This window comes from Cohnella kolymensis (assembly GCF_000829465.1).
Lineage (GTDB): Bacteria > Bacillota > Bacilli > Paenibacillales > Paenibacillaceae > Cohnella > Cohnella kolymensis.
The window spans coordinates 223228-241574 of the sequence record NZ_JXAL01000001.1 but is presented as its reverse complement, the minus strand read 5'-3'; the positions used below and the strand labels follow the sequence as shown (position 1 = coordinate 241574).

The 18347-nt window shown below is 45.2% G+C and carries 18 protein-coding genes and 2 pseudogenes; 14 read left to right on the top strand and 6 right to left on the bottom strand.

Going from position 1 to position 18347, the window contains the following annotated elements:
- Positions 1-95: 95 nt before the first annotated feature.
- The 6 genes and pseudogenes from SD71_RS01170 to SD71_RS01145 all read left to right on the top strand — a co-directional run bounded on the left by SD71_RS01170 (position 96) and on the right by SD71_RS01145 (position 5644).
- Positions 96-1517 carry a carboxypeptidase regulatory-like domain-containing protein gene (locus SD71_RS01170; protein WP_041058563.1) on the top strand — a complete coding sequence of 474 codons (1422 nt, stop codon included), beginning with the start codon at positions 96-98 and terminating at the stop codon, positions 1515-1517.
- Between the two features lie 202 nt (positions 1518-1719).
- Complete coding sequence (locus tag SD71_RS01165) at positions 1720-2433, top strand: hypothetical protein (RefSeq protein WP_041058561.1); 714 nt, start codon at positions 1720-1722, stop codon at positions 2431-2433.
- A gap of 144 nt (positions 2434-2577) precedes the next feature.
- The gene (locus SD71_RS01160; protein ID WP_041058559.1) at positions 2578-3597 is read left to right on the top strand and encodes a fatty acid desaturase; all 1020 of its coding nucleotides are present in this window, start codon (positions 2578-2580) and stop codon (positions 3595-3597) included.
- A gap of 85 nt (positions 3598-3682) precedes the next feature.
- Positions 3683-4819: pseudogene (locus SD71_RS01155) on the top strand (sensor histidine kinase).
- Positions 4816-5415 carry a response regulator transcription factor gene (locus SD71_RS01150; RefSeq protein WP_041058555.1) on the top strand — a complete coding sequence of 200 codons (600 nt, stop codon included), beginning with the start codon at positions 4816-4818 and terminating at the stop codon, positions 5413-5415. The pseudogene SD71_RS01155 and the gene SD71_RS01150 overlap by 4 nt, the downstream one beginning before the upstream one ends.
- 16 nt (positions 5416-5431) lie before the next feature.
- Complete coding sequence (locus tag SD71_RS01145; RefSeq protein ID WP_326998676.1) at positions 5432-5644, top strand: hypothetical protein; 213 nt, start codon at positions 5432-5434, stop codon at positions 5642-5644.
- A 327-nt stretch (positions 5645-5971) separates the two neighbouring features.
- On the opposite strand, the gene SD71_RS21770 is transcribed toward SD71_RS01145, so the two are convergent.
- From SD71_RS21770 to SD71_RS01125, 6 genes are all read right to left on the bottom strand, one after another.
- Positions 5972-6445: a hypothetical protein gene (locus SD71_RS21770; protein WP_152619303.1), complete on the bottom strand. Its 474-nt coding sequence runs from the start codon at positions 6443-6445 to the stop codon at positions 5972-5974.
- Positions 6446-6604: 159 nt separating this feature from the next.
- Positions 6605-7273, bottom strand: coding sequence for a hypothetical protein (locus SD71_RS21765; protein WP_152619302.1), 669 nt, complete (start codon positions 7271-7273; stop codon positions 6605-6607).
- Positions 7274-7476: 203 nt separating this feature from the next.
- Positions 7477-8433 (bottom strand): tripartite tricarboxylate transporter permease, encoded by a 957-nt coding sequence (locus SD71_RS24545; RefSeq protein WP_268747697.1) that lies wholly within the window; start codon positions 8431-8433, stop codon positions 7477-7479.
- Positions 8402-8941 carry a tripartite tricarboxylate transporter permease gene (locus SD71_RS25380; RefSeq protein WP_200889536.1) on the bottom strand — a complete coding sequence of 180 codons (540 nt, stop codon included), beginning with the start codon at positions 8939-8941 and terminating at the stop codon, positions 8402-8404. The genes SD71_RS24545 and SD71_RS25380 overlap by 32 nt, the downstream gene beginning before the upstream one ends.
- Before the next feature lie 12 nt (positions 8942-8953).
- Positions 8954-9421, bottom strand: a complete 468-nt coding sequence (locus SD71_RS01130) for a tripartite tricarboxylate transporter TctB family protein (RefSeq protein ID WP_082033965.1) — start codon at positions 9419-9421, stop codon at positions 8954-8956.
- Positions 9422-9530: 109 nt separating this feature from the next.
- Positions 9531-10568 carry a Bug family tripartite tricarboxylate transporter substrate binding protein gene (locus SD71_RS01125; RefSeq protein WP_052475829.1) on the bottom strand — a complete coding sequence of 346 codons (1038 nt, stop codon included), beginning with the start codon at positions 10566-10568 and terminating at the stop codon, positions 9531-9533.
- A gap of 276 nt (positions 10569-10844) precedes the next feature.
- Here SD71_RS01125 and SD71_RS01120 point away from each other — a divergent pair, with 276 nt between their 5' ends.
- The 8 genes and pseudogenes from SD71_RS01120 to SD71_RS01090 all read left to right on the top strand — a co-directional run bounded on the left by SD71_RS01120 (position 10845) and on the right by SD71_RS01090 (position 18318).
- The gene (locus SD71_RS01120) at positions 10845-11354 is read left to right on the top strand and encodes an IclR family transcriptional regulator (protein ID WP_235426948.1); all 510 of its coding nucleotides are present in this window, start codon (positions 10845-10847) and stop codon (positions 11352-11354) included.
- A 19-nt stretch (positions 11355-11373) separates the two neighbouring features.
- Positions 11374-11610, top strand: a complete 237-nt coding sequence (locus tag SD71_RS24540; protein WP_235426947.1) for an IclR family transcriptional regulator domain-containing protein — start codon at positions 11374-11376, stop codon at positions 11608-11610.
- A gap of 28 nt (positions 11611-11638) precedes the next feature.
- Positions 11639-12582: pseudogene (locus SD71_RS01115) on the top strand (aldo/keto reductase).
- Between the two features lie 158 nt (positions 12583-12740).
- Positions 12741-13541, top strand: a complete 801-nt coding sequence (locus tag SD71_RS01110; RefSeq protein WP_041058546.1) for a sugar phosphate isomerase/epimerase family protein — start codon at positions 12741-12743, stop codon at positions 13539-13541.
- A gap of 312 nt (positions 13542-13853) precedes the next feature.
- Positions 13854-14249 (top strand): (deoxy)nucleoside triphosphate pyrophosphohydrolase, encoded by a 396-nt coding sequence (locus SD71_RS01105; protein WP_041058542.1) that lies wholly within the window; start codon positions 13854-13856, stop codon positions 14247-14249.
- Positions 14250-14384: 135 nt separating this feature from the next.
- The gene (locus SD71_RS01100) at positions 14385-17261 is read left to right on the top strand and encodes a DEAD/DEAH box helicase (RefSeq protein WP_041059625.1); all 2877 of its coding nucleotides are present in this window, start codon (positions 14385-14387) and stop codon (positions 17259-17261) included.
- A 332-nt stretch (positions 17262-17593) separates the two neighbouring features.
- Positions 17594-17812: a DUF4007 family protein gene (locus tag SD71_RS26105; RefSeq protein ID WP_041058539.1), complete on the top strand. Its 219-nt coding sequence runs from the start codon at positions 17594-17596 to the stop codon at positions 17810-17812.
- Positions 17725-18318: a DUF4007 family protein gene (locus SD71_RS01090; protein ID WP_082033964.1), complete on the top strand. Its 594-nt coding sequence runs from the start codon at positions 17725-17727 to the stop codon at positions 18316-18318. Before SD71_RS26105 ends, SD71_RS01090 begins: the two co-directional genes overlap by 88 nt.
- The last annotated feature ends 29 nt before the right edge of the window (positions 18319-18347 follow it).

The following is an 18347-nucleotide window of genomic DNA, read 5'->3' as shown; positions in this document are numbered from 1 at the left end:
TATCGATTAACTCATGCACAATAACTAACTGCGATGGTATTATTTAGTGGGCATTTTTGCAGCTTGTACATAACCGTATATGGGGGAATGGGAAAGTGAACTGGACAAAACGTTTGATGCTTACCGGAGGATTACTGTGCGTTATTTTACTCTTAACCGCGACTTTTGCAGCAGCAGAAGATCCGGGAAAAAGCATCGCACAGCGAGTATTGAAATTGGAGCAATTTGTGACGGATATTCAAGGAGTTTTCACAGGACAGCAGCAAGACATAGACTCTATCCATACCACAAACCAGCAGCAAACAGCTGAAATCACCGAAATAAAACGATTGTTAGCCGAGCAACAGGAATTGACGGCATCACTTCAATCTAAGGTTAATAATGACGTGGCTGCCCTGCAACAACAATTAGCCGAACAACAGGGCATCACGGGTGGTTTGCAAGCCCAAATAAGCGAACTGCAGGCGAGGATCAGCCAGCTGGAAAAGCCCAACGTTCCAGTAGAGAAGCACCGTGTATCGGGCACCATGGTGGACGTTAACGGGAAAACGTTTTTCTCGGGCTTTGAGTTAATTAGCAGCAACGGTACTCATTATCCCCGCACCACAGGCAATACCGAGACAGGCGCGTTTACATTTGAGCAGATACCGAACGGTACCTATGATGTGCACTTTTATTACAACGGTTACAAGGTAGATTCGCCTAAACAGATTACGATTAACGGTTCGGATATCACCGACTTACAAGTAAAATTATCTGTCCCGACATTCACTGTATCCGGGAAAGCGACCTTTGCCGATGGCACTGCGATGGCTCACCAAGGGATTTCGCTAATAGATCCGCATAATATCGGCGGTTACTGGCAGGGTACCAATGAGCAGGGCGAATTCACGATCTCCGGCATTGCTCCTGGGGAATATACACTGCAAATCGGCCAGTCTAATGGCGCAGTCGCTCAGACGACAATCAGAGTCACAGATAGCGATTTAACCGGAGTGGAACTGAAGTCCGATTCCAATAAACCGCAGTTGAACGTTCAAGGGGAAGTGACTCTCGAAAATGAGCTCATAGCGAATGCAACGGTTAGGCTGATGGATCGCGGCGGCTATTATGGCGATATGACCAACGCACAAGGCGCTTATAATATTGCCGTTAGAGAAGCTGGTTCGTATCCGTTAGTCGTAGCCGAACAAGGCTATAAATTTGGTTATAAGTCCAACTTAACCGTAACTAACGGAACGCCAACCATTGCCGACATCGTGATGGCAGAAGGCGGAATAATAGACGGCAGAATTCAGCGAGCAGACGGATCCGGTATACCTAATGTTTCCGCTAAAGTGCTGGATGGCAGCGGGAATATGATCAATCGGATTTATACCAATAACAATGGTACGTACCAACTCAATGCGCCTGCAGGTTCCTATACTCTATTGATAGAAGCCGACGGCAGGCAGCCAATTGACGAGACACTGAACGTCACGCCGGGACAGACGATAACGCGAGATTTTACTTTGTGATTACTTAAAAGGACGGTCCACCGACAACAGTCGGTCAGATCGTCTTTTTTTGAGCGCTGTTGTCGGAGCACGATGGCGGAACAAAGAGGAAATTGACGTTTTTCGTAGAATACCTTGTCGAACACTAGTCTCAGCTGACGAAGCCTGTCCCTCCAGGAGAAACGCTTGAGCCGGGTGTCTTTTTTGCTGGAGGGAAAAAACGATGTTAAACAGCAACCAAAGACGGTTCCGCAAAGAAATGATGAAAGCCCAAAAGGAAGCAAACAGGAAAAAGGCAAATCCGTATTATAGCTATGTGGAGGACCGGGTCATAACGGATTATTATTCGGTTCCTAATAAGAAGAAAGCAAGAGGATTTGTCCGAGCCACAATGCGGTGGCTGTTCACACTTGTGGTGTGCGGACTCATTGTAATCGGAGCAGTGACATACTTTTCGTCTCAGCCGACGAACTTGGATTTAAAGCAGGTTTCACCCAAGCAAAAAGCTGTCTTTGACTACCTATCCAGCTTTGACAGCAGCGACGCTGAGCTCCAAAAAATGATGAACTACGCGGTTACCTCCTTTCCCAAGAAGATGAAAAGGGATCCTAAGTATGAAGCCAATCTAAAACAATACCTCAACCGATTACACGAAATGGTGAAGGAGTTAAGCGGTCGTGACGTTCCGGAAGCCGTGGCAAAACTGCATGATATCAAGATTCAGGCTTTAACCGTTTATCATGAACAGCTCACGTACCTGCTATCAAGCGTAGAAAACAAGAATCCTGCACTCGTAGATAACTTTAATGTCCTGAATCAGAAGGTTAATCTGTTGAACACACAAAGCCGCGCCGAAATGATTCGTGCCATTACATCAGTAGGCATGCAATACAGTCTCTTGGAAGACGGCACGATACAATACCAAACGACCAAATAAAATTCCGCCTAATGACATTTGTCATGTCCTCGATGTGACGCTTATGACTACATTGAACAGTACGCTTCTTCTATAGTTAAGTTAGAAAGCTGCGTCTAAGTTCGACAACGTAGTCTGCGCGTCATTTTGAGGAGGAAACATCCAATGACCCACGCCAACAACATCTCAGAACTGAAAAAGAATGTCTCCCCTTATGAAAAAACCGACACCAAAGCGAGTATCAGACAGATTATCAACACTGTCGTACCGTTATTCGTATTATGGTATGCCGCCTATTTGAGCCTTGACGTATCCTACTGGCTGACAATCCCCATCTCGATCGTAACCGCAGGGTTTGTCGTGCGGACTTTTATCCTTTTCCATGACTGCTGTCATCAATCGTTCTTCCGAAGCCGCTTGGCTAACGATATACTGGGCACCATAACCGGCGTCCTGACACTCGTTCCTTACCGGCAGTGGAAATATAGCCATTCGGTTCATCATGCAACAAGCAGCAACCTCGACAAACGGGGCGTAGGAGATATGTGGGTTCTGACGGTGGACGAATACGCCGAGGCTTCCGTGTGGCGCCGACTCGCTTACCGCATTTACCGCAATCCGCTCATGATGTTCGGAGTGGGACCGATATTCGTATTTCTTTTCCAATACCGGTTCAACCGCAAAGGGGCGAAGCGCAAAGAGCGCATCAACACTTACATCACCAATGTCTCCATCGTCGCTCTGTATGCGGTAATGATTTGGGCAATCGGCTGGCAGGCTTTTCTGATGGTTCAAGGTCCGATCTTCTTCGTGTCCGGTCTGATGGGCATTTGGCTGTTCTATGTACAGCATCAGTTTGAGGATTCCTATTTTGAAAATGAAGACGAGTGGAGTTACGTAAAAGCGGCGGTCGACGGAAGTTCGTACTATAAGCTTCCCAAGCTGCTGCAGTGGATCACCGGCAATATCGGATTCCATCATGTGCATCACTTAAGCCCGAAGGTTCCGAATTATAACCTGGAGAAGGCGCACAACGCGACGCCGCCACTCCATCAAGCAACGACGATCACGATTCGCGGCAGCCTGAAGTCGCTTCGTTTCCGTCTGTGGGACGAGCGCAACAAAGCGTTTGTCGGCTTTAGAGACATCGAGCGTGTACCAGGCAAAGTAGAATCCAATATATAACGCACGCCGGCAGGGGGAAGAAACCCTGCCTTTTTCAATTATTTTCATATACAATGAAGGGTATCAGCGAGAAGGGTGGGCGGCTATGCAGAAGTGGTATCAGATTTTTCACAGAAGCACGGGCCTAAGCCCGTATGTATGGGTGGTTTTCTACATCCTTCCGTTCTATTTTATATTCCGGTCGTCGTCCACTAACGAGGTGGTTGTCGGCATTGTCATGATCATTACTTTCTTTATTTGCTATGTGCTGTCCTTTGTCTCCAAAGGGTGGCTGATCTACTTCTGGACGAGTCTGCAAATCGTGATCTCGATCGCCATGACCCTAATGTTCGGCTATGTGTACTTCGCTCTGTTCTTGGCGTTCTTCATCGGGAACATTCAGCATAAAGCCGGATTTATCACGTTGTATACCATTCATATTGTCGGCACGGTTGTGACGATTAACTGGGGCTTTATTTCCAAGAACCCGGTGTTCGTGTCGCAGCTGCCTTTTGTGCTGGTCAGCCTGATTGCGGTTATTCTCCTTCCCGTCACGACCTATAACCGGAACAAGAGAGAAAAGCTGCAGGGCCAGCTGGAGGATGCCAACAAAAAAAATTTCCGAGCTCGTCAAGCTCGAAGAACGCCAAAGAATTGCCCGGGATCTGCACGACACCCTCGGTCAGAAGCTGTCTTTAATCGGTTTAAAAAGCGATCTCGCCGGGAAATTAATCGGTAAAGATCCGGCACAAGCCAGATCGAGATAGACGAAGTCCGCCAGACCGCCAGAACCGCACTGAAGGAAGTTCGTGAACTGGTCACTGAAATGCGTGGCACGAGGCTGGAAGATGAAATGTTCCGTATCTCGCAGATCCTGAAAGCCGCTCAGATCGATTTCACCTTGGAAGGGGACCCTAAGCTGGCGGACACCTCCCTGATGACGGAAAATGTGCTGAGTATGTGCGTGAAGGAAGCTGTTACGAACATCGTCAAACACAGCAGCGCTACCGCCTGTTCGATTGTGATCGAGCCTTCTTCGACTGATCTTATTGTGACTGTGAAGGACAATGGGATCGGGATGGGCGGAGAATCCATGTACTCGAGAGGCCATGGGCTGAGGGGAATTAGAGAGCGTCTGGAATTCGTGAACGGGAGTATGCAAATTATTTCGGAGATTGGGACGATAATTAGGATGAAGGTACCGAACGTCTTCAGATCACAGGAAAAGGAGGCAGGGATATGATTCGAATCGTGATTGCAGAGGACCAGCGGATGCTGCTCGGCGCTCTTGCGTCCCTGCTTGACCTTGAAGAGGATATGAAGGTCGTCGGCACAGCAAGCAACGGCGAGGATGCTGTGAAATTGGTACACTTGCATAAGCCGGACATCGTCATCATGGATATCGAGATGCCGCGGAAGAGCGGACTGGATGCAGCCGAGGCGTTAAAAGGTTTCGGGTGCAAGGTCATGATATTGACGACATTTGCTCGGACGGGGTATTTTGAGCGGGCTGTGAAGGCAGGAGCACACGGATATTTGTTAAAAGACAGCCCGAGTGAGGAGCTAGCCGGGGCGATCCGCAGCATCATGGACGGCCGGCGCATCTATGCGTCGGAGCTGGTGGATGGCGCATACGGTGACGAAAATCCTCTGACGGAGCGGGAGACGGAAGTATTGGGACTCATCGCCGACGGCAAGAATACAAAGGAAATCGCCGGGCAATTGTATCTTACAACGGGCACAGTGAGGAATTATATCTCTGTTATCCTTGATAAGTTGGGTGTCAGCAACCGGATCGAAGCCATTACCCGTTTCAAAGACAAGGGATGGTTCAAGTAAAATTTTGGGGTGATTCATGATGGAAGATAACAATAAACCGGGCACCGAGGAACAACCAGTGCTCAAGAAAGTAAGCCTGGCGGATGCCATGAAAGCGATGCTGGAGAAGAAGAAGCAGGCGCAGAAGCAAGGTGGGGCAAGACAGGACCACTTCAGCACAGACACGAAAAAGATGAAAAGCCAGATCAAGAAGAAGCCGAACAATCAGAAGAAGCGGACTGGGGTTTGATCACTTCCTTTGTAAACCTGATGAAAATCGATTCTATCGATCACTTTGGACAGGGGTTCGACGCTCCTCGCCTCTACCATGAGAGACCATAACCACGTGAGGTTGTGGTTTTTCTTTATCTCCTGGAGCAGTGCTTTAAAAATTTAAGATGACTTCAATATGTTTGGAGTAAACAAGAATTTTTTCAACATAACTGCCAGTAACGCTTTTTACTCTAGTACGCTGTCGCGATGTCCGGATTGTAATAGTATAGCGGACCGTTGGTCCGATCCGAACCATGTATCAGCTAACCGTCCGTCGCCAGAAAAATTTATTTCAGCAGCCGGCCTAATAAAACATAGAATGAATCAGCAGCGCAGCGTAAATGCTTACCATAATATTGAAAACGGCGAAGCCGATATTCCAGCTTGATATTTTATAAGGATTTATCTTCAGCTCGTCGGAAAGTAAAGATACGGACAGATTAAAGGGGCTGTACATAACGGTCGACAAACTGCAAGTAATCAGCACAATCGTAAAGGGTACGATCGCTATTTCATTCAGCATGGAATAAATAATTTCGGAAAAAAGGGAAATGGCGATTAAAGGATGAAACCCGATTAAAGACATCAATAGAAAAAAGGCTGCCGTTAAAAGATAAAAAACCGAGGGCGCATTTATGTATTCACGGAAAAAGCTTTCCAGCATGAGGAGCCAGCCGGTTTCGGACAGCATATTCACAAAAAGTCCGGCGCTTAGAAACATAAAGAAGTAATTGGAAAGCCCCGATGTATGTTTTTTCCAACTTTTTGTCAATAACATAAAATATCGTTTTCTTTTTTTAAGTAATTGCGACCAGACGGCTGCGTAAAAGGGCAGAACCAGCACAACGGAAAGAAGAAAGCTTAAATGAAGCGCCATTTGCACCGCGGATAAAATCCCTATAAAAAACAACAAAAAAAAGAGCGAGCAGCATAATTTTCAGTTAGTGTTTTTCGCGTCGGACTCCTGCAGTTCAAATTTCGGCAAATAAGCAATCGTCCTATAACGAAAAGAAGATAGTTTAACGTCAACAAAAACCACAATCACCGTTAACCCGAGCATAATCGGGAAAATGACCAGAAACTTGGCGCCCGTGATATCAATGCTTTTGCTGACCATAACCTCCATCGGGCTCCAGGTCAGAGCGAGCGCATAGGACCGCAGCAAGCAGCGACTCAGGAACGGATGGATTTGCGGTTCCGAGAGCCCGTTGAGCGAAGCACGCAAAGCTTTGGCCAATAATGGTATTGTCGCGATGTTCAAAAAGTTGCCGAGCAGCTGCGATGCGGCCGTGCCCCGTCCATATAGTTGATCCCAACGGCTTACTTTCTTTTGGAACAATTGCTTGACGGTTTTATCGAAGCGTCCGATATAAATAAGCCAATTGATAGAAGGCAACACCATAAACAAACCCAGCAGTCCCAGCATCGATTGAAACTGAACCAAAAATTGAACCGGCGGCAGTCCGTTATATAAAAAAAGGACAACCCCGACTATTAAAAAAACAAGGCCCGTGTAAAAATACAAGCCCCTCGCCCGCAGCGAGGAAATAAGCAGCGCTGCAACCGCTAGCGTTCCCGATGCATAACTCAGAGGTTGTGCTGGCATAAAAACACTCAATAAATACAATACGGTCAGAGAGGTATAGACCACAGCGTACAGCATAGACTCTCACTCATTCTTTTAAGTTTTTGTCTTTTTTATTGTCATAGAAAAAAGCACCCCCAAAATAGATTAGAATTCCTATATCTATTTAAAGGGTGCATTCAATTTAGCGGCTTCTCAGCGCAAACAGCCCGTTTTTAAGCTTTTTATAAATAGGGGTTTGCGTAATGACGGATCACAATCACGAGAAGGGATAAGATAAGACTGATCGGATGCGTAAATAGGCTGGTAAAGAAGCCCGGTAAGCTTCCTTCCTCCGAAATAATCGCCCTTCTTAAATTCACGTCTATCTGCGGCCCCAAAATAATGCCCAGCACCATCGGGCCAAGCGGAAATTTATACAGCTTCAGGAAGTACCCGACCACCCCGAAGGCGATCATCCAATATACATCCGTCACGCTGTTGCTGGTTCCGTAAGAGCCTATAACGGTAAAGAAAATAATAATCGGCAGCAAAATGTGCTTCGGAATCGCGATCACCTTTGCAAAAAAGGAAAGCGCGGACAAGCCCCACAAGGCAACAAACAACAAGGAAACCATTCCTGTCCCGACAATGATCCAGAACAATTCGGGCGTTTCGACGAGCAGCATCGGGCCCGGAGTCAACCCGTGAATGGTCAACGCTCCGATAATGACCGCGGTAACCGCGTCTCCCGGTATGCCCAAGGTCAGCATAGGGATCATATCGCCGCCGATGGAGGACATAACCGCAGTTTCCGGAGCGACCAATCCTTCATAGGCCCCTTTGCCGAACGGACGCGTCGGTTTTTTCACCGTCCGTTTCGCATGATCGTAGGCCAGCAAGGAGCCCACCTCGCCGCCGGCTCCTGGAAGGGCACCGACGACGACGCCGATGATCGCGGTCCGGATGGTCAGCGGAAGAAATCTTATATAATAGTTTAATGGCGGCAACAGTTTTCCGATGACGACATCCACTTTTCTTTTCCCCAGATTATGCATTTGAATTAAAACTTCAGACAGCCCGAACAAACCCAATAAACAGGAAATGTAGTTTATTCCGCTCTTAAGCTCAAGATTTCCAAATGTAAACCGCTCTGCCGCAGTTAAGGTGTCAATTCCTACCAATCCGAGGATAATGCCCACTCCCGCGACAAAAAATCGATTTCGGCATATAATCGGTGCTCAAACTTCCCACCAGCAGAAGACCCAGAAACATGATCAGGAAGTAATCCCGCGGCGCGAAGCCTAGCGCAAGCGACGCCAAGTAAGGCGCGGTTGTCGACAATACCAACAGCCCAATGAGCCCGCCGATGATCGCATAAATCGTCGAGATCCCGATGGCCATTCCCGCCTCGCCTCTTTTGGTCAGCGGGTATCCGTCAAAAGTCGCCGCCAGGGAAGACGCAGAGCCCGGAATATTGAGCAAAATAGCGGATCGGGCTCCGCCGTAAACGCCGCCGAAATAAACGCTGATCATCAGTACAATGGCGGGAATAGTATCCCACGTGTAAGTAAAAGAAACGAGCAGTGTAACGGCCATGGTGACCGAAAGGCCGGGCAGCGCTCCTTTCAGTACACCGAAAAGCGTGCCGACGGCGACAAGCAGAAGCAGCTTTATGTCTAATAAGGGGGTTAAAATTTCATTTAACATTTTATTCTCTCCTTACGAAGGAAACACAATATGGAACACATGAGCAAAAACGTAGTAAAAAATTACGGAGAAAATGACCGATACGATCAGGCTCACGATCATTTTTTGCCTGCTCAGCAAAATCATCGAAACAAGCAAAAACAAAAAAGAAACGATCAAAAAATTCAGATAATTCATCAGAATGGCGAACAGCAAGACCGCCCCGATAAAAAGCATAATTCGTTGATTGATCTGCTTCTTTGAAATGATTTCCTTCTCCAGAACGTTGTCGTCGTCGGAATCAATTTCTGCTTCAGCGTGTTCGGCTGCAGGGCCCTTCCCATCGGCAGAGGCGTCATGAAGCCCTCTTATGGCGATTAAAATCGAGCAAATGATCATAATCACCGCAATGACTCCGGGAAAAAACGCTGCCGATGTAGGGTCCGTAACCTTCTGGTCCTTTATGTTAAGGGATAAGTAGAATACGGCAAGGCTTATCAAACAAGTGTTGGAGGTATGATTCTACCTAAAAGCATCTCGTTCACCTATTTCTTAATTAATAGCCCGAAAGAGAGGAAGAAACCTCTCTTTCGGCTTTGAAACTATACGTTTACTTCTTCCTCGGAATGTTTAACTGTTCAGGACTAGCTTTGGCAACACCGGCATCCTGGAGTAGCCAGGCGCTGGTTGATTGCCAGTCGCGCCAAAACTTATCGGCCTCATCGCCTGAAATTCCCAAGGATACCGCGCCCATTCTCGTTAAGAAGTCTTGGAATTCCGGCTCTTTTTGGGCTTCCGCGAACGCTTTGACCAAGGTTTTCTTGACATCGTCCGGCGCATCTTTTTTAACCCAGACGCCATAGAACGGTCCCCACGGAAGGAATTTTTTCACTTCAGGCAGTGCTTCCGTAATTGCAGGCACATCCGGAAAATCTTTTAACTTCTCGTCGTTGACTACGGCAAGAATACGGACTTTCCCGGCTTTCGCGTTTTCTGCGGCTGCCGTCAAACCGACAACAAGCACATCAACATGTTTTCCTAGCAAAGCTGTCATGCCCGGGCCTTCGCCGTCAAACGGCACCATGTTGAATTTGGTTTTGGCAACCGATTCGATCATCGTGGTCACCATGAACGGAAGGCCGCCGGGACCGGTGGAGCCCATCTTGATTTTACCCTGATTCGCTTGCGTATCCTTAATCAGATCGCTCATTGTTTGATATTTCGAGTCATTAGGAACAACGACCGTGGCAACGCCGCGGGCCATAATGTTAATCGGATAAAAATCCTCGAAGGATTGATTGGAAATTTGCAGCACACCGTACAACGCAGGATTCTCCGCCGAGAACAGCAGATTGTATCCATCCGCCTTTTTTTCATGGACATACTGCATGGCTATAGAACCGGTTGCACCAGGCTTGTTCGTGATAACGATTGACTGCCCTAAACTTTTTTCGGCAAGTGGAGCTATCGCTCTCGATACGTTATCCATCGCACCGCCCGCTCCCCACTGGACTACGCCTGTGATGGATTGCTCCGGATATTTTTTCTTGGAACCGCTTTCACCACAGGCGGCAAGCAAGACCAAACTTGCTGTAAGAGCAGCCGTAACGCCCCATTTCAAAAATTTCCCCTTGCTTCTCAACTTCATGCTTACAAGCCTCCCTTGAAATTACAATAGGTGGAATAAAAAAACTATTGTATGGAATATGATTACGATTTTAGAGTTGAAAAAATAGGTTGTCAACAATAATTTCCAAAGTGTTTCTTATTAGCGTTGCTCTAGATTACTCGTGGATTTATTTGAACTCGTTTAAAAATAGCTCTTGAAAACGCCGGAGGCCAAATGTAAGATAAAACCAAAATAAATACCATTAAACAAATACCAATTCCATTGAATGGAACTTATAGAGAGGTGGATCAAAGAATGCCGGGCACAAGTCATAAAGAAAATGAATCGTTACGTACAGTTCAGCGAGCTTTGGATATTTTGAACTGCTTTTCTCTTGAACAGCCCGAACTATCTCTTACCGAAATTTCCAATCAGATTAATTTAGCAAAATCCACGACAACGAGACTGCTCGCAACCCTGGAGCATAATCAGATGATTTCCAAAAATTCCAGCACCCTGAAGTATAAACTTGGACAGCGGCTTTATTATCTTGGCTATATTACCGGAAAATCGACCAAAATTCGGGAAGCGGCAAAACCTGTTATGGATCAATTGCGCGATCTGATAAAGGAAACGGTAAATCTCTATGTTTTGGAAAATGATTATCGCGTTTGCTTTGAACAAAGCGAAGGCTTGGAGTCCATTCGCCATTCGGCAAAAATAGGGGAGCCGATTCCATTATGGGACGGAGCCAGCGGCCATGTCTTGTTGGCTTACCAAGACGACGAGTTTAAAGACACCATATTCAAAAAAAATCGACGATAGCTTGAAATCCATGAGATTGATGAGCGAATTAACAGCGATTCGCGCGGAAGCGTTTGCAAGTACGCATGACGAGAAAGGAGTCGGCTGCGTCGCGTCGCCGATATTCGACGTTAACGGGGAAGTGAGAGCCGCCTTGTCCGTTTCCGGTCCTTCCATCCGGTTTACCGAGGAGAAAATTTCGCTGCTGAAGGACCACATCAAACGCGCAGCGTTGGAAATATCGTCATTGGTAGGATACATAAGACAGGCGAAATAAAGGGCCCGAACAAGGGGAGGATGCTTAAGTGAAATACATCACGATATCTAATCTTGACAAACCTTTATCCAACCTAATCTTTGGAACCTCAAGGCGAGACCAAAATGTGATGGATATGATCCCGCTGCTGGACGAATACGTTCGCCTTGGCGGCAATGTTCTGGACACAGCCATGTTTTACGGAAACGGAGAAAGCGAAAAGGCTGTAGGGATCTGGATGCAACAGCGTCGCAATCGCGATCAGGTTATTGTGCTGACGAAGGGCTGCCACCATACCGAACAGGAAAGCAGGCGGGTAAGCCCCGAGCATATCACCCGCGATTTTCTGGGCAGCTGGAACGGCTTGGCACCGATTATGTAGACATTTACATGCTGCACAGGGACGATCCTTCCCAGCCTGTCGGTCCGCTTATGGAAAAACTGAATGAATATATTGCCTCCGGCCACATCAAAACGATCGGAACTTCCAATTGGTCCTGGCAAAGAATTGAAGAGGCTAACGAATATGCGGACAAGCACGGGCTGCAAGGATTTGCCGCGAGCAGCATAAATTTAAGCCTGGCCAAGCCGCTTGAACCGTTATGGCCGGGCTGCGTCTCCGCAGACGAAAGCATTTCTTCTTGGCACCAGGGAACCGGCCATCCTCTCCTGTCCTGGTCTGCGCTGGCCCGCGGTTTTTTATCCGGCAGCTTCACGCAGGAGGATCGTTCCGATTCCTATATGGTAAAGGTTTATTACAGTGAAGAAAACTGGGATAGACTGCGCCGGGCCAAGTCGCTGTCCGCGAAGAAGGGCGTTACGCTTCCCCAGATCGCCCTGGCATATGTGTTAAATCAGCCGTTTCCCGCCTGCTGCGTTGTCGGTTCATTCGACGCGGAGGAGCTTAGAAGCAATATGGAAGCTGCGTCTATCCGGCTTACACCAGGTGAAATCAGCTGGCTTGACCTCAAGGACGACAAACCAACTACTTAGAAATGGCCAGGCTATCGATGGACAAGACACCATGCAGACCGGAATAGGATTCCCTATCGGACATTCCCTCTCTGCGCTCATTTAGATCAACTGGTGCCTGGGACGGCCCAAATTGGTTGACTAAATACATTCATAGTCGGACAAAGGAGGATCCAGTTGTGAAAACAAGCATATGCACATCCGGTTTTAAAGAGTGGTCCTTAGAGGAAGTATTCGACTGGGTGAAGCCGCTGGAATTAGACGGAATCGAGTTGTGGATGGGTCATATCGAAAGATTCCAGGAGGAACATGGCCCTTTAGACAAATTAAAAGCAAAACTGCAGGAATATGGGCTGGAAGTTCCCGCTATTAGCGGATATACAACATTTTCAGGCGGTTTTTCCGGTGAGCGGGATTTGCAGCAGGAATTCAAATCCTTGAACCACTTGCTGGATGTGGCCAGACAGCTCAATTGCCCTCTTATACGCACATTTGTAGGCCATAAATCCTCGAGACTCGCATCCCCCGAGCAGTGGGGGCAAGTCGTCAGCGACATGATGAAGGTTATGAGCAAGGCCGATCAATACGAAATCAACATTGCGATCGAAATTCATTACGATACATTTGTCGACAACACGGAATCGTTACAGGATCTTGTTCGTGAAGTGAATCATCCCCGTGTAAAGGTTGTTTTTGACGGAGCGAACCTGAATGTGGAGCGAATCGATCAGATGGAGGCATTGCCCACAGTCTATTCTTTGGTTGAGCATGTGCATCTTAAAAACTACAAATGGGACCACGACAATTTTTATAAAACTATACCGGTTCCCGTGTTCGATGGCGACATTGATAATCGGGCTCTGCTCCACGAGCTGCAAAAACGCAATTACAAGGGCTACATTTCCGTTGAATATTTCGGCGAAAAGAAGGAAGCGAATATTCTTCAATCCCTCAAAAGCTTGAAAGAGTTAATAAAGTAAGCGAGCTTTAACCTTAGCGGCAATCAAAAAATCCTCACTGTTTAGAAACCAGTGACTTTTTTCGGTTTCCACATCAGAAATAGATAATCGGCGAATTGTGGATTTGCTACACCCCGGTTCGCCTCCACCATGTAAATCCACAATCGCATGAGGTTGTGGATGTTTGCTTTCAAACTATAAAGTGATGTCTAATAGCCCAGTATGCCATAACACTACTGTAGCCAAGTTGCCGTCAAGGACAACTGGAACTTCGCTTGCACCTACAACAATCGGCAATTATGATACAAGTAGTAGATTTAGCAGGGGGACCATATGAAAAAAAACATCCATGTTGTCGGTGCTGTAATCGAGAAAAATGGGAAAATCCTATGCGCGCAAAGGGGCGAAAGTAAGTCCTTGCCCCTGAAGTGGGAGTTTCCTGGCGGGAAAATCGAATCAGGTGAAACGCCGCAAGAAGCGCTATATCGGGAAATAAAAGAGGAAATGCATTGTGAAATCGAAATTGGTGAATGGGTAGAGACTACCATACACGAATACGATTTCGGGATTGTTCACTTGACGACCTATTACTGCAACCTAATGGGGGGTAGTCCTTTGTTAACAGAACATGTTGCTATTCAATGGCTGCCCAGATCCGAATTAGGTTTACTGGACTGGGCACCTGCCGATATTCCGGCGGTTGAGAAGATTATTAAGTCAGTCCTATAATTCTAGACTAAAGAACTTCTTGCTTCGATTGCGGGCAGTTCTTTTTTTCTTGTCAAATGTTATTTTCTGCTTTTAATATTAAATAATCCTAGTCAATTGGAGTGAGTTCCTCACGTGTCCAACTCAGTGACTCATATTAACGAGACCTTTAACCTCACGGCTGTACCTCAGATTAACTCTGTTCTTGAGAAGTATTCTCCTAAATTATTAATCAATAATCCAATTACAAAGGAGAACGTATTATCTTCAGTGGTAGAAGGGTTAACATCCTGTCAAGCTTTTAGGTTTGTCGTCGCTTTTGTTACAGAAAGTGGATTAGCCATGTTGAAATCTCACTTGATCGATTTAAAGCGCAAAGGAATAGCAGGTAAATTGTTAACTTCTACGTATTTATTTTTTAATAATCCAAAAGTATTCCGTGAGTTGCTCAAAATTGACAATTTAGAAGTACGATTGACGGATCTCGAAGGGTTCCACTCCAAAGGTTATATTTTTGATTACAACGATGATTTCTTTTTAATCATTGGTAGTGCCAACCTTACAGCTCAAGCATTAAAAATAAACTATGAGTGGAATGTTAGCCTCACAGTAAATGCAAACACTAAGTTCATTCTAGAAGTCAATGATCAGTTTGAAGAGATATGGAATCGTTCCGAGTCATTAACGGAAACATGGATAAAGAACTACGAGATATTATATGTGCAACATACTGCTAAGCAAATTATGAAAGAAGAATTAACTAAAGTAGAGCCAATTGACTTGCCTAACCAGAGTGCTGGTAATTCAATTACCCCGAATAAAATGCAAAATTATGCTTTAGCTGGGATTCAAGAAGTAAGGGATGCAGGTCATCAGAGAGCGTTAATTGTTTCGGCTACAGGTACGGGAAAAACTTATCTATCTGCCTTTGACGTAAAAAATTTCAATCCTAAGAGAATGCTATTTATCGCACATAGGGAACAAATTCTCCTGAAAGCGAAATCGGACTTCGAAGGGCTGGTTAGCGGGAGTCCAGATGAATACGGATTGTTGTCGGGAACGGGCAAACACATAGGCGCCAAATATTTGTTTGCGACCGTACAAACGATATCCAAGCCTGAAGTACTATCTCAGTTTGATCCTCGTGATTTCGATTATATACTCATCGATGAGGTACATAAGGCAGGGGCGGCTTCATATCGCAGAGTCATCGATTACTTTGCCCCCGAATTTATGATGGGTATGACAGCGACCCCCGAACGTACGGACGACTTTAATATTTATGAATTATTCAATTATAATGTCGCCTACGAGATCCGACTGCAGGAAGCGCTGGAAGAGGATATGCTTTGTCCATTCCATTACTTTGGCGTTACGGATCTTGAATTGAATGGCGAAACTATAGATGATACAACGATCTTATCAAAGCTCGTGACGGAAGAACGGGTAAGCCATTTAATCGAAAAAATTGAATATTACGGGTACTCCGGGCAGAAGGTAAAGGGCTTAATTTTCTGCAGCCGTAAAGACGAGGCCATTGAGTTATCCGTGAAGATGAATGGAAGAGGCTACGAGACGGTTGCACTCACGGGGGAAGACTCCATCGAACAAAGAGAGTTGCAAGTGCAAAAACTTGAGCATGGCGATTTAGATTACATTATTACGGTCGACATCTTTAACGAAGGCATTGATATTCCGACGGTAAACCAAGTAGTCATGTTAAGACAAACGCAGTCGAGCATTGTTTTTATTCAACAGTTAGGTCGCGGATTACGAAAGCATAAGGCTAAAGAATTCGTCACGATTATCGACTTCATCGGGAATTATAAAAACAACTATTTAATTCCCATAGCCTTATCCGGGGATAGATCATTAAACAAAGATAATATTAGAAGAAAAATGAAGGATACAAGTTACATCAATGGCCTCTCATCCATTAACTTCGAAGAAGTGGCGAAAGAGCAAATCTATAAATCTATTAACAATACTAATTTGACAGAGCTAAAGAAGTTAAAAGAGGCGTATCAAGAATTAAAAAACAGAATCGGCCGGATGCCCTTCTTGATCGATTTCATTCAACATAATTTAATTGATCCTGGTGTAATTACTGATACACATAAGAGCTATCATCATTTTCTGCTTAGGATAAGAGAAGATGTACCTTCTTTGACGAATTACGAAGCACAAGTCATGGAGATGATATCAAAAGAGATTCTGAACGGCAAAAGAAGACACGAGATCGTATTACTTGATTTATTAATTAACCAAGGCGTTGTTTCTCATGACCGATACGTAACGAAGTTAATGGAATTGAATTGCCCAACGGACGAAAGAACAATCAGTTCGATAAGGAGAATAATGGATTTGTCCTTCTTCGTCGCGTCTGATCGGGAGAAATATGGTAATGTTCCAATTTGTACATTGGACGAGGACAACTACTATAGATTAAATGAAACAATGAAACACAGTTTGGCGACAAACCATTTTTTCAAAAAGCTATTTCGAGATGTTGTTGACAGCGCTGCTGAAAAATCGAGAATGTATGATCCTAAGCTGCCTTTGACTGTGTATCAAAAATATACACGAAAAGATTTCTGTAGGCTTCTTGGTTGGGAAAACGACGAAAAGGGGACAATATTCGGTTATGCGATAAAGAATGATATGTGTCCGATCTTTGTTACTTATCATAAAAAGGAAAGTGTTGCCTCAAGTACTAATTATGGGGACGAGTTTTTATCCCCGACGACATTGAAATGGTTTACCAGAAGTAAACGGACATTACGTTCTGAAGAAGTTCGAAAAATTGTTGAAGCAAATGAAAATGATTTACACATTCAAATCTTTGTTAAGAAGGACGATGATGAAGGTGGTAGTGATTTCTATTATTTAGGAAAGGCAAAACCTGATCCGAGTTCAGTACAGCAAACAACGATGTCGGACGATGGTTCCCCCGTTGTCTGCATGAACTTGATCTTGGAGCATGCAGTAGATCCAAAGCTGTACCGCTATATTATTACGGATTATAAGAATTAGTTTGTTGAGAATTGGTTTGCACAAAAAGTGGCTTGGGGATTGACCGCTTGATGCCTAGGAAATCCACAACTCGCCGCTATGGAGAAATTTATGAATGACGCTCCGTCAATACCGACGCTTCAACGGTGCCGTAAGCATAGTATTGTAATTATATGGAAATTAGTTTATGGAGGATTTCTGTCGATTGATAGCGAATCAACACACTTACTGAAAAAAAATTTTTACTTCTCTACTTTTATAAGTTCCTGGATCTTTCCATCCAGGAACTTTTTTGTGCTATAATTGTGTTAATAGGCGAATGTATATTCTCATTGTTACATGGAGGGCTGAATATGAAATATGGACAGCACGAGACATTTCATTTGCGATTGAATTGGCTTCGTAAGGGCATTAAGATGATACAACAAAATCCTCGTTTTTTCTTTGAAAAAGATGCCGCTGAAAAAATAGGCTCGGAAAAAACATGGTTCAGTCTTTACGTTTTTGGATCACTGCCACTAACATCGCTAAGGAAGAGAAAGATCAAACAAACAAAAGTGTACATATATTGACAAAAATCGGGGAGATAATTAACACCTACGATCCCTATCTCGATTTACCGGACTCGTTATCTTTGCTGCATTATTCACTAGTGAATATGGATGGCTCCAAAGAACGCTTAATAGTGTGGCATGGTTTCTTTAATATCATTACAAGGGGAGCAATTACAAAAGAGGAGATTGTTTCTGAAACCTCAGTTTGGGCTGCGAAGGAGGGACAGCTAACTTCAGACAAGTCCCTAAAACGTGATGTCGACTGCTTGTGCCGCCTTTACCTAAAAGATAACAGCATAAAGGACCCTGAAGACGTAACTCAAAGTCCCCTTGGAAAACTCGGTCTATTATCTACATCAAGCGAAAACTCAAACATTGTAATGAAAAATCAGCTGGCATATCAAACTGTAGGGCTTACATCCTTGTTGTACATTTTGCTGAAGTATGGGGAGCAGCATGAAACAGATAATGTTTCTGTAGAAGAGATAACGCTGAAGGCAGATTTATGGGGGAAACTTTTTTAATATGCAGCGTTCGGAAGTCGTAAATGCCC